This is a genomic window from Pseudomonas allii, assembly GCF_055380095.1.
The window spans coordinates 5,001,208-5,013,596 of the sequence record NZ_AP039450.1 but is presented as its reverse complement, the minus strand read 5'-3'; the positions used below and the strand labels follow the sequence as shown (position 1 = coordinate 5,013,596).

Here is a 12,389-nt window from a genome sequence, read left to right as displayed (position 1 = left end):
CCGCCCTGCGTTGCGGCGGCGAGCGTGAATGGCTAGAGTTCGGCAGTGCTTTTGCTCGCTCAACCAACAACATCTATAGGGGAGTGTCTTGTGGAAATTGCCTGTCTCGACCTGGAAGGGGTCCTGGTTCCGGAAATCTGGATCGCCTTTGCCGAAAAAACCGGTATTGAATCCCTGCGCGCCACTACCCGTGACATTCCCGACTACGACGTACTGATGAAGCAGCGCCTGCGCATTCTTGACGAGCACGGGCTCAAGCTCGCCGACATCCAGGCAGTGATCGCCACCCTCAAGCCGCTGGATGGCGCCATCGAGTTCGTCAACTGGCTGCGCGAGCGCTTCCAGGTGGTGATCCTCTCCGATACTTTCTACGAGTTCTCCCAACCGCTGATGCGCCAGCTGGGTTTCCCGACCCTGCTGTGCCACCGCCTGATCACCGACGAAACCGATCGCGTGGTCAGTTACCAACTGCGCCAGAAAGACCCTAAGCGCCAGTCGGTATTGGCCTTCAAGACCCTCTACTACCGCGTGATCGCCGCCGGCGACTCCTACAACGACACCACCATGCTGGGCGAAGCCGACCGTGGGATTTTGTTCCATGCGCCGGAAAACGTGATCCGCGAATTCCCGCAATTCCCGGCGGTGCATACCTTTGAGGATTTGAAGAAGGAATTCATCAAGGCCTCGAATCGGTCGTTGAGCCTGTAAGGCTTTCAGCGCGGCTGATGGCCTCTTCGCAGGCAAGCCAGCTCCCACACTTGACCGAGTTCCATCATGAGAATGCAGTCAAATGTGGGAGCGGGCTTGCCCGCGAAGAGGCCAGCCCAGTCACTACAAACCGTCCAGTGTCTCCAACAACACCCGCACCTTCGTCAGCGACTCCTGGTACTCCGCCTCCCATTCCGAGTCCGCGACAATCCCGCCGCCGCCCCAGCAACAAACCTGGCCATCCTTCACCAGCAAACTGCGAATGGCGATGGAACTGTCCATTTCGCCGCGCACATCCAGATACACCAGCGAGCCGCAGTACAACCCACGGCGAGTCGGCTCCAGCTCGTCGATGATCTGCATCGCGCGGATCTTCGGCGCGCCGGTGATGGAGCCACCGGGGAAGCTGCCGGCGATCAGGTCGAGCGCGTCCTTGCCGTCGGCCAGCTCGCCGACGACGCTGCTCACCAAGTGGTGCACGTTGGGGTAGCTTTCCAGGCTGAACAGCTCCGGCACGCTGACCGAGCCGGTGCGGCAGGTGCGACCGAGGTCGTTGCGCAGCAGGTCGACAATCATCAGGTTTTCGGCGCGGTCCTTGGGGCTGGCCAGCAGTTCGGCGGCGTTGGCCGCGTCTTCCTCAGGCGTCAGGCCGCGTGGGCGGGTGCCTTTGATGGGGCGGGTTTCGACCTGGCGTTTGCTGATGTGCACGAAGCGCTCTGGCGACAGGCTCAGCACCGCACCCTCGTCCGGCAGGCTTTGAAAGCCGGAGAACGGCGTCGGGCAGGCTTCGCGCAGGGCGCAGTAAGCGATCCATGGATCACCGCTGCATGGCGCTCGGAAACGCTGGGCGAAGTTGACCTGGTAACAGTCGCCGGCCTGGATGTAATCCTGGATGCGCGCAATGGCCTGGCGGTAAGCCTTGGCGGTGAGGTCCGGCGCCATGGAGCCGTTCAGCTTGAAGGTTGCCGTGTTGTCGGCTATCGGCTGGCCGAACAGCGTGATCAAGCGCTGCTGCTCGCTATCGGCCAGTGTCGGATGAAACACGAGCTGGCTGGTCTGCGCCTGATGATCACTGATCAACGCCCAGGCATACAGCCCGAAGCGCGCATCCGGCAGGTGCAGGTCATCCACGGCGAGGTGCGGCATGTGCTCCAGGTGTCGGCCAAAGTCATAGCTCAGGTAACCGATCAACCCACCGGCAAACGGCAGCTCATAACCAGCAGGCAGATCCGCCTCGCCCAACTGCGTAAGATTTGCACGCAAGCGTTGCAGGAAATCACTGCCGCTTTCGTCGTGCGATACCGTCAATGTCGTTTGTGGCCACGCGCTCAACAGGTCATACCGTCCGCGCTCGGCTGCCGGTCGGCCGCTGTCCAGCAGCACTGCGCCAGGCGCATGGCGAATCGCCGCGAAATACTCGGCGGGGTTGGCCCGGTAGGGCAGCGGGTGTACGGAGCAGGTCAACATGCGGGGTGGATCAGCCATTGGCGCGGGGGAGGGGATTGTAGTCCCCCGTAGGATTTGCTCCTAGGGGGGATGTCGGGGATAGACAGATTGAAGACCTGATCAGCCTTCGACGGGGGGAATATGTCCAAACATTTCCTGCACGAACTTCACCCGTTCTTCCGGGGTTTCTGTCACGCCAGCGGCGTTCAGCGCTTCCAACCGTGCTTCCACCGCATGGGTGCGCAGGGTCAGGCCGCAGTCATTGGCAATCTGGATATTCAGCCCAGGCCGCGCATTCAGTTCCAGGATCAACGGGCCTTTTTCCTGGTCCAGCACCATGTCCACGCCGATATAGCCCAGCCCGCACAGCTCATAGCAGCCGGCGGCGAGCTTCATGAAACCGTCCCAGTTGGGCAGCTGCACGCCATCCACCGCATTGGTGGTGTCGGGGTGTTTGGTAATGATGTTGTTCAGCCAGGTGCCGCGCAGGGTCAGGCCGGTGGCGAGGTCCACGCCGACGCCAATTGCACCCTGATGCAGGTTGGCCTTGCCGCCCGACTGGCGGGTCGGCAAGCGCAGCATGGCCATCACCGGGTAGCCCATCAGCACGATGATGCGGATGTCCGGCACGCCTTCATAACTGATGCTCTTGAAGATCTGGTCGGGCACCACCCGGTACTCGATCAACGCACGATCACGGTGGCCGCCCAGGGAGTACAGGCCGGTGAGGATGCTGGAAATCTGATGCTCAATCTCTTCATGGCTGATGATCTTGCCCGACACCGTGCGGTAGCGCCCTTCGAACCGGTCCGCCACCACCAGGATGCCGTCACCGCCGGCACCCTGGGCCGGCTTGATCACGAAGTCGCTGCGCCCGCCGATGATCTCGTCGAGCTTGTCGATTTCCTTCTCGGTGCTGATCACCCCGTACATTTCCGGCACATGGATGCCGGCCGCCAGCGCGCGTTCCTTGGTGATGATCTTGTCATCCACGATCGGGTACAGGCTGCGCTTGTTGTACTTGAGCACGTAGTCGGCGTTACGTCGGTTGATGCCCATGATCCCGCGCGCTTCCAGGGCTTTCCAGGTCTTCCAGAAGCCGAACATTACTGGTCAGCCTTCAAGAAGGCCTTGAAACGCACCAACTCGGTCAGGCGGTAACCGCGATAACGACCCATCGCCAGCATGAAACCCACCAAGATCAGCAGGATCGCCGGGAAGGTGAACACGAAGTAGATCAGCTCCGGCACGCTCATGATCAGGTGCGCCAGGGACGCCGCGAACAGCGTACCAATCGCTACTTTCAGCGCATGGTTGGCACCGCGTTCTTCCCAGGTGATCGACAGGCGTTCGATGGTCATGGTCAGAATCACCATCGGGAACAGCGCCACCGACAATCCGCGCTCCAATCCCAGCTTGTGGCTGAACAGGCTGATGGCCGCAATCAGCACCACCACAAAGGTCAGCACCACCGAAAGTCTCGGCAACATCTGCAATTTGAGGTGTTCCAGGTACGACCTGAGCGAGAGTCCCAGCGCCGTGATAATCGTGAACAGCACAATCCCGAAGCCCAACTGCGTCTCGCGGAACGCCAGGGCGATCAGCACCGGGGTGAACGTGCCCAGCGTCTGCAGGCCGATCAGGTTGCGCAGGATCAGGATCACCAGCACGCCGATCGGGATCATCACCATGATCATGAAGGTCTGCTGGGTTTGCAGCGGCAGGCCGTACAGCGAGTATTCGAGGAAGTTGGCGTCGGTGTTCTCGTCGGTCAGCTTGGCCAGGCGAATCGCGTTCATCTCGCTGTTGTTCAGGCTGAAGGTCACCATGGCCTTTTTGCCGCCGTCGACGGTGATCAGGTTTTCATCACCGGTCCACCACAGCAGGCGGTCGGCGGGCAGGCCCTGTTCGCCGGTTTCCGGGTTGAAGTACAACCAGTCATTGCCGTTGAAGCTGCGCAGCCACAGCTCCGGGGTTTGCGGCTGGTCGGCGACCAGGCGGATGGTGTGGACTTTTTCCACCGGCACATGGGCGATGGACAGCAGCAATTCGACGATCTTGGCTTTGTGTGGCGTCGACGGGTCGCCCGCCAGCAGCAGCTTCACGTTGTCGTCGTTGAGGTTGTTGGTGCGCTTGATCGCTTCGGTGATAAACGTCTCGACGTCGGCCGAGTGCTGGCGGATCGGTGCCAGCAGGGCTTCGGCGGCGATTTTTTCCGGGCCTTCCACGGCAATGCTGTCGCGGAACGTGGGGCCCTTCACTTTGACTTTTTCGCCGCTGTAGCGCTTGGTCAGCACCAGGCGGTAATACAGGGTCTGGTTGCCCTTGGCACGGCGGGCCGACCAGGTGACCTTACGGTTGCCGTCGATGCGGTTGACGCTCACCCCATAGTTATTCGAGATGAAGCTTTCGTTGAGGCTGACGAAGTCGCGGCTCAACGGCGGCACGAACATCTGGATCTTCACCGGGTCTTTCGGGTTGGCGACGAACTCGACCTTGGCGTCGATGTTCCACAAGTCGTCGGTGGCGTCCTCGGTGACGGGGATCCCCAGCACGAAGATCTGATAAGCGGTGACCGAAATACCCAAAACCACCAGGATGGTGATCAGGATCTTCAGGTGCAGGGTCAGAGAGCGCATTCGGTTTACTCGGCGGTATGAGCGTCGGCGGCGCAGGCAGGTTTGCCTGCTGCGTATTTAAGACTGGGGTCGACCAGCGCATCAAAGCGTTTCAGCGCTTCGGAGCCGATCAGCAGCGGGTATTGGAATGCGCTGCGGTCAGTCAAGTTCACTTCGATGCTGCGTAAAGCAGTGCCCATGCAGATATCCAGGGCAATCACCGGACGGGCGGTGTAGTTCTTGTCCTCATCGGGGTCGTAGTCACCGGCACGTCGCTTGATCTTGCTGACACGGGCCAGGGGACGCTCGATGGGATGGGAATGGGCGGTGTCGATGGCCAGGTAGAAGCGCACCCAGGATTCGCCGTTGCGCTTGAAGCGCTTGATATCGCGGGCACTGAGCGAGGCGGTCTTGGCACCGGTATCCAGTTTGGCGGCGACCTCCAGGTCAATACCGGCCAGTTGGGCGTATTCATTGAGGCCATACACGGTCTTCTCGGCGGCAGCGCCGAGGCTGGGTGCGGTCAACAGGCACATTAATAGAAGGAAGGGTTTGAGTCTCATAGATCCCGAGGCGGCAGTGCGATGTTCAATTCAAGGCGACTGGCATTGCTGCGCAAACTCCCTCGTACGCCGTTTCATCCAGTGATGTCAGGCAAAAGTGCCGGGCATTCTAACATGATGCTTTTTTGGCGCCAGCGCTGGCAGGCGGCCATGCCCCGATAGGGTGCAACTCTGGTTATTAGATGATTGTCGACAATGTGGATTTATTCTTTGACTATCCTGGGCTGATTGGCTAGTTTTTGCGGCATTGCTTTTAAAGGTGTCGACAATATGCTGGATCAGCTGGAATCCCCAGTGGTGGCGCAAGACGATTCCCAGACCATGTCCGAGAACGTCTTCCGGCGTATCCAGGCCGCCATCGTCAAGGGCGAGATCGCCCCGGGCAGCAAGATCTCCGAGCCGGAGCTGGCGCGCACCTACGGCATCAGCCGTGGCCCGCTGCGTGAGGCGATCCACCGCCTGGAAGGCCAGCGCCTGCTGGTGCGCGTGCCTCACGTTGGCGCGCGGGTTGTTTCGCTGAGCCACGACGAACTGATCGAGCTCTATGAAATCCGCGAATCCCTCGAAGGCATGGCTTGTCGCCTGGCTGCCGAGCGCATGACCGACGCGGAAATCGAAGAACTGCGCCAGGTGCTGCACACCCACGAGCGCGACGAAGCCTTCCAGGCCGGCCTGGGCTATTACCAGCAGGAGGGCGACTTCGACTTCCACTACCGAATCATCCAGGGCGCCGGTAACCGCACCCTGACCCAGATGCTCTGCGGCGAGCTGTACCAATTGGTGCGCATGTACCGCATCCAGTTTTCCGCCACCCCCAATCGTCCACGCCAGGCCTTTGCCGAGCACCACCGCATTCTCGACGCGATTGCCGATCGCGACGGTGAACTGGCCGAACTGTTGATGCGCCGGCATATCGGCGCATCCAAACGCAACATTGCCCGTCACTTCCCGGACGGCACTCCCCCATCACGAGGTGAATGATGAGTTCCAATAACAAGACGACTCCAGGCCAGCGTTTCCGTGACGCGGTCGCCAGTGAACACCCGCTGCAGGTGGTCGGTGCAATCAACGCCAACCACGCACTGCTGGCCAAGCGCGCCGGGTTCAAGGCGATCTACCTGTCGGGTGGCGGGGTGGCGGCTGGCTCCCTCGGTGTGCCGGACCTGGGTATCACTGGCCTGGACGATGTGCTGACCGACGTACGCCGCATCACCGACGTGTGCGACCTGCCGCTGCTGGTGGACGTGGACACCGGCTTCGGCTCCTCGGCGTTCAACGTGGCACGCACCGTCAAGTCGATGATCAAGTTCGGCGCGGCCGCCATCCATATCGAAGACCAGGTCGGCGCCAAGCGTTGCGGTCATCGTCCGAACAAGGAAATCGTGTCCCAGCAGGAAATGGTCGACCGTATCAAGGCCGCCGTGGACGCGCGCACCGATGACAGCTTCGTGATCATGGCGCGTACCGATGCGCTGGCCGTCGAAGGCCTGGAATCCGCGCTGGAACGTGCCGCCGCCTGCATCGAGGCCGGCGCCGACATGGTCTTCCCGGAAGCCATCACTGAGCTGGACATGTACAAGCTGTTCGCCTCCCGTGTGAAAGCGCCGATCCTGGCCAACATCACCGAATTCGGCGCCACGCCGCTGTACACCACCGAACAGTTGAAATCTGCCGATGTTTCCATCGTGCTGTACCCGCTCTCGGCCTTCCGCGCCATGAACAAGGCGGCCGAGAACGTCTACACCGCGATCCGTCGCGACGGCACCCAACAGAACGTGATCGACACCATGCAAACCCGCATGGAGCTTTACGATCGCATCGACTACCACACCTTCGAGCAGAAGCTCGACGCGCTGTTTGCCGCAAAAAAATAACCCGGCGCACTCCCGAATAAATTCAAGATTGGAGAACAGACATGGCTGAAGCAAAAGTACTGAGTGGGGCCGGCCTGCGTGGCCAGGTAGCCGGGCAGACCGCACTGTCCACTGTGGGCCAGGCCGGCGCTGGCCTGACCTATCGTGGCTACGACGTGCGCGAACTGGCCGCCGATGCGCAGTTTGAAGAAGTCGCCTACCTGCTGCTGTACGGCGAGTTGCCGACCCAAGCCGAACTGGCCGCCTACAGCGCCAAGCTGGGCAAGCTGCGCGACCTGCCGCAAGCGCTGAAGGAAGTGCTGGAGCGCATCCCCGCCGATGCCCACCCGATGGACGTGATGCGCACCGGATGCTCGTTCCTCGGCAATATCGAGCCGGAAAAAAACTTCAGCGTGCAGCGCGACGTCACCGACCGCCTGCTCGCCGCCTTCCCGGCGATCATGTGCTACTGGTACCGCTTCAGCCACGATGGCAAGCGCATCGACTGCGTGACCGACGAACCGAGCATCGGCGGCCACTTCCTGCACCTGCTGCACGGCAAGAAGCCCAGCGACTTGCACGTCAAGGTGATGAACGTGTCGCTGATCCTCTACGCCGAGCACGAATTCAACGCCTCGACGTTCACGGCGCGTGTGTGTGCGTCGACACTTTCCGACCTGTATTCCTGTGTCACCGCCGCCATCGGCTCGCTGCGAGGCCCGCTGCACGGCGGCGCCAACGAAGCGGCGATGGAGATGATCGAACGTTTCTCGTCCGCTGAAGAAGCGGTCGAAGGCACCCTCGGCATGCTGGCGCGCAAGGACAAGATCATGGGCTTCGGCCACGCGATCTACAAAGACAGCGACCCGCGTAATGAAGTGATCAAGGGCTGGTCCAAAAAACTTGCGGACGAGGTGGGCGACAAGGTGCTGTTCCCGGTCTCCGAAGCCATCGACAAGACCATGTGGGAACAGAAGAAGCTGTTCCCCAACGCCGACTTCTACCATGCCTCGGCGTACCACTTCATGGGCATTCCGACCAAGCTGTTCACCCCGATCTTCGTGTGCTCGCGCCTGACGGGCTGGGCGGCGCATGTGTTCGAGCAGCGCGCCAACAACCGCATCATCCGTCCAAGCGCCGAATACACCGGCGTAGAGCAGCGCAAGTTCGTGCCAATCGAACGTCGCTGAAGGCTGGCTCTTCCGGCGTTGGAATGGGTCAAATGTGGGAGGGGGCTTGCCCCCGATAGCGGTGTATCAGTAACAGATGGGTTGATTGACACACTGCCATCGGGGGCAAGCCCCCTCCCACATTTGAATTGCATTTCAACGCTGGACCAGTCGACTCCTTTTGTAACTACCGTGACCGAGTCCTGACGATGAACACTGAATTTCGCAAACCGCTTCCCGGCAGCCGCCTGGACTACTTCGACGCCCGCGCGGCTGTCGAGGCAATCACCCCCGGCGCCTACGCCACCTTGCCGTACACCTCCCGCGTGCTTGCGGAAAACCTCGTGCGCCGCTGCGACCCGGCCACCCTCAACGCGTCCTTGAGCCAACTGATCGAACGCAAGCGTGACCTCGATTTCCCATGGTTCCCGGCCCGTGTCGTCTGCCACGACATCCTCGGCCAGACTGCCCTGGTCGACCTCGCCGGCCTGCGTGACGCCATCGCCCTGCAAGGCGGTGACCCGGCCCAGGTCAACCCGGTGGTGCCGACCCAACTGATCGTCGACCACTCCCTGGCCGTCGAAGCCGGTGGTTCCGACCCGGACGCGTTCGAGAAAAACCGCGCCATCGAGGACCGTCGCAACGAAGACCGTTTCCACTTCATCGAGTGGACCAAGAAGGCCTTCAAGAACGTCGACGTGATCCCGCCGGGCAACGGCATCATGCACCAGATCAACCTGGAGAAAATGTCCCCGGTGATCCAGGTGCGCGACGGCGTGGCCTTCCCCGATACCTGCGTCGGCACCGACAGCCACACCCCCCACGTGGATGCCCTGGGCGTGATCGCCATCGGTGTCGGCGGCCTGGAAGCCGAGAGCGTGATGCTCGGTCGCGCTTCGTGGATGCGCCTGCCGGAAAGCGTCGGCGTTGAACTGACGGGCAAGCTGCAACCCGGCATCACCGCCACCGACATGGTGCTGGCGCTGACCGAGTTCCTGCGTCAACAGAAAGTGGTCGGCGCCTGGCTGGAATTCTTCGGCGAAGGCGCTTCGGCACTGACGCTTGGCGACCGCGCAACCATCTCCAACATGGCCCCGGAATACGGCGCCACCGCAGCGATGTTCTACATCGACCAGCAGACCATCGCCTACCTGAAACTCACCGGCCGTGAAGACGAGCAAGTCACCCTGGTGGAGCAATATGCTCGCCACACCGGCCTGTGGGCCGATGACCTCAAGGGCGCGCAGTACGAGCGTGGGCTGACCTTCGATCTGTCCAGTGTCGTGCGCAACATGGCCGGCCCGAGCAATCCGCATGCTCGCGTCGCCACCCGCGATCTGGCGTCCAAGGGTATTTCCGGCCAGTGGGATGAAGTGCCGGGGCAAATGCCCGACGGCGCGGTGATCATCGCTGCTATCACCAGTTGCACCAACACCAGCAACCCGCGCAACGTGATCGCCGCCGGCCTGCTGGCGCGCAACGCCAACAAGTTGGGTCTGACGCGCAAGCCGTGGGTCAAATCGTCCCTGGCACCCGGCTCGAAAACCGTGGCCATGTACCTGGAAGAAGCCGGCCTGGGGCATGAGCTGGAGAAGCTCGGCTTCGGCGTGGTGGCGTTCGCCTGCACCACCTGCAACGGCATGTCTGGCGCCCTCGACCCGGTGATCCAGCAGGAAATCATCGACCGCGACCTGTACGCAACCGCTGTGCTGTCGGGCAACCGCAACTTTGATGGGCGAATCCACCCCTACGCCAAGCAAGCGTTCCTCGCGTCGCCGCCGCTGGTGGTGGCGTACGCGATTGCCGGCACCATCCGCTTCGACATCGAAAAAGACGTGCTCGGCCTCGACGCCAACGGCAAGGAAATCCGCCTGCAGGACATCTGGCCGAGCGACGAAGAGATCGACGCGGTGGTCAAGGCCTCGGTCAAGCCGGAGCAGTTCCGCCAGGTCTACATCCCGATGTTCGCCATCCACGAAGACACTGGTCCGAAAGTCGCGCCGCTGTACGACTGGCGTCCGCAAAGCACCTATATCCGCCGCCCGCCTTACTGGGAAGGCGCGCTGGCCGGTGCCCGTCCGCTCAAGGGCATGCGCCCGCTGGCGGTGCTGCCGGACAACATCACCACCGACCACCTGTCGCCCTCCAACGCGATCATGCTCGACAGCGCCGCCGGCGAATACCTGGCGAAAATGGGCCTGCCGGAAGTCGACTTCAACTCCTACGCGACGCACCGGGGCGATCACTTGACCGCGCAGCGCGCCACCTTCGCCAACCCGAAACTGTTCAACGAAATGGTGGTGGAAAACGGCAAGGTCAAGCAGGGTTCCCTGGCGCGTATCGAGCCGGAAGGCCAGGTCACGCGGATGTGGGAAGCCATCGAGACCTACATGGAGCGTAAGCAGCCGCTGATCATCATTGCTGGCGCCGACTACGGCCAGGGCTCGTCCCGCGACTGGGCGGCCAAGGGCGTGCGGCTGGCCGGTGTGGAGGCGATTGCCGCCGAAGGTTTCGAGCGCATCCACCGCACCAACCTGGTGGGCATGGGCGTGTTGCCGCTGGAGTTCCTGCCGGGCACCGACCGCCACACCCTGAAGATCGACGGCAGCGAGACCTATGACGTGGTCGGTGCGCGCACTCCACGCGCGCAGTTGACCCTGGTGATCAACCGCAAGAATGGCGAACGTGTCGAGGTGCCGGTGACCTGCCGCCTCGACACCGCCGAAGAAGTGTCGATCTACGAGGCGGGTGGCGTGTTGCAGCGTTTTGCCCAGGACTTCCTGGAATCGGCGGCGACGGCGTGAGGGGACACCATGGCACACGTAGCGCAAATCAAGATCCCCGCCACCTACATGCGTGGCGGCACCAGCAAGGGTGTGTTTTTCAGCCTCACGGACCTGCCCGAACCGGCGCAGGTGCCGGGGGCTGCGCGTGACGCCTTGCTGTTACGGGTAATCGGCAGCCCCGACCCCTACGACAAGCAAATCGACGGCATGGGCGGCGCCACCTCGAGCACCAGCAAAACCGTGATCCTGGCCAAAAGCAGCCGCGCCGATCACGACGTGGATTACCTGTTCGGCCAGGTCTCCATCGACAAGCCGTTCGTGGACTGGAGTGGCAACTGCGGCAACCTGTCGGCGGCGGTGGGTTCCTTCGCGATCAGCGCCGGCCTGGTCGACCCGGCCCGCGTGCCCCACAACGGCGTGGCCGTGGTGCGTGTATGGCAGGCCAACATCGGCAAGACCATCATCGCCCATGTGCCGATCACCGACGGTGCCGTGCAGGAAACCGGTGACTTCGAACTGGACGGCGTGACCTTCCCGGCCGCCGAAGTGCAGTTGGAATTCATGGACCCGGCAGCGGAAGAAGAGGGCGGCGGCGGGTCGATGTTCCCTACCGGCAACCTGGTGGACGACCTGGAAGTGCCCGGCGTCGGCACCTTCAAGGCGACGCTGATCAACGCTGGCATCCCGACCATCTTTATCAACGCCGAAGACCTCGGCTACACCGGCACCGAGCTGCAAGGTGCGATCAACAGCGACCCCAAGGCCCTGGCGATGTTCGAAACCGTGCGGGCTTATGGCGCGTTGCGCATGGGCCTGATCCAGCACCTGGACGAAGCCGCTCAACGCCAACATACGCCGAAGGTGGCGTTTGTGGCCAAGCCGGCGGACTACGTGGCGTCCAGCGGCAAGGCAATCAAGGCAGGTGATGTGGACCTGCTGGTACGTGCACTGTCCATGGGCAAATTGCACCACGCGATGATGGGCACGGCGGCGGTGGCGATCGGCACGGCGGCGGCGATTTCCGGGACCTTGGTCAACCTCGCGGCCGGTGGCGTGGAGCGCAATGCGGTGCGCTTCGGGCACCCGTCTGGCACGTTGCGTGTGGGCGCTGAAGCCACCCAGGTAAACGGCGAGTGGGTGGTGAAAAAAGCCATCATGAGCCGCAGCGCCCGGGTGCTGATGGAGGGCTTCGTACGCGTCCCCGGCGACGCTTTCTAACAACCCACACTGTCCCCAGTGTGGGAGG

At 62.2% G+C, this 12,389-nt stretch carries 10 protein-coding genes; 6 read left to right on the top strand and 4 right to left on the bottom strand.

Annotation, left to right across the window (positions count from 1 at the left end; all coding sequences use genetic code 11):
* Positions 1-90 precede the first annotated feature (90 nt).
* Positions 91-708, top strand: coding sequence for a bifunctional phosphoserine phosphatase/homoserine phosphotransferase ThrH (gene thrH / locus ACZ445_RS22805; protein ID WP_058427395.1), 618 nt, complete (start codon positions 91-93; stop codon positions 706-708).
* 123 nt (positions 709-831) lie between these two features.
* Here the strand turns inward: thrH and pabB are convergent, their stop codons facing one another.
* The 4 genes from pabB to rloA form a co-directional block, all read right to left on the bottom strand.
* Complete coding sequence (gene pabB / locus ACZ445_RS22800) at positions 832-2,175, bottom strand: aminodeoxychorismate synthase component I (RefSeq protein ID WP_464704331.1); 1,344 nt, start codon at positions 2,173-2,175, stop codon at positions 832-834.
* A gap of 99 nt (positions 2,176-2,274) precedes the next feature.
* A complete protein-coding gene (locus ACZ445_RS22795) occupies positions 2,275-3,261 on the bottom strand; it encodes an alpha-L-glutamate ligase-like protein (protein ID WP_071491420.1) in 987 nt (328 codons plus the stop codon).
* The gene (gene rloB, locus ACZ445_RS22790) at positions 3,261-4,793 is read right to left on the bottom strand and encodes an osmotic stress tolerance membrane protein RloB (RefSeq protein WP_058427392.1); all 1,533 of its coding nucleotides are present in this window, start codon (positions 4,791-4,793) and stop codon (positions 3,261-3,263) included. Before rloB ends, ACZ445_RS22795 begins: the two co-directional genes overlap by 1 nt.
* Positions 4,794-4,798: 5 nt before the next feature.
* Complete coding sequence (gene rloA, locus ACZ445_RS22785) at positions 4,799-5,335, bottom strand: retropepsin-like aspartic peptidase RloA (RefSeq protein ID WP_058427391.1); 537 nt, start codon at positions 5,333-5,335, stop codon at positions 4,799-4,801.
* A 270-nt stretch (positions 5,336-5,605) separates the two neighbouring features.
* Between rloA and ACZ445_RS22780 the strand changes: the two genes are divergently transcribed.
* The 5 genes from ACZ445_RS22780 (at position 5,606) to prpF (ending at position 12,361) form a co-directional block, all read left to right on the top strand.
* Positions 5,606-6,316, top strand: coding sequence for a GntR family transcriptional regulator (locus ACZ445_RS22780; RefSeq protein WP_058427390.1), 711 nt, complete (start codon positions 5,606-5,608; stop codon positions 6,314-6,316).
* Positions 6,316-7,209, top strand: coding sequence for a methylisocitrate lyase (gene prpB, locus ACZ445_RS22775; protein WP_071493889.1), 894 nt, complete (start codon positions 6,316-6,318; stop codon positions 7,207-7,209). Before ACZ445_RS22780 ends, prpB begins: the two co-directional genes overlap by 1 nt.
* A 41-nt stretch (positions 7,210-7,250) precedes the next feature.
* Positions 7,251-8,378 carry a bifunctional 2-methylcitrate synthase/citrate synthase gene (gene prpC, locus ACZ445_RS22770; RefSeq protein WP_464707610.1) on the top strand — a complete coding sequence of 376 codons (1,128 nt, stop codon included), beginning with the start codon at positions 7,251-7,253 and terminating at the stop codon, positions 8,376-8,378.
* Between the two features lie 188 nt (positions 8,379-8,566).
* A complete protein-coding gene (gene acnD, locus ACZ445_RS22765) occupies positions 8,567-11,161 on the top strand; it encodes a Fe/S-dependent 2-methylisocitrate dehydratase AcnD (RefSeq protein WP_179030380.1) in 2,595 nt (864 codons plus the stop codon).
* Between the two features lie 9 nt (positions 11,162-11,170).
* Positions 11,171-12,361 carry a 2-methylaconitate cis-trans isomerase PrpF gene (prpF, locus tag ACZ445_RS22760; RefSeq protein WP_058427386.1) on the top strand — a complete coding sequence of 397 codons (1,191 nt, stop codon included), beginning with the start codon at positions 11,171-11,173 and terminating at the stop codon, positions 12,359-12,361.
* Positions 12,362-12,389 lie beyond the last annotated feature (28 nt).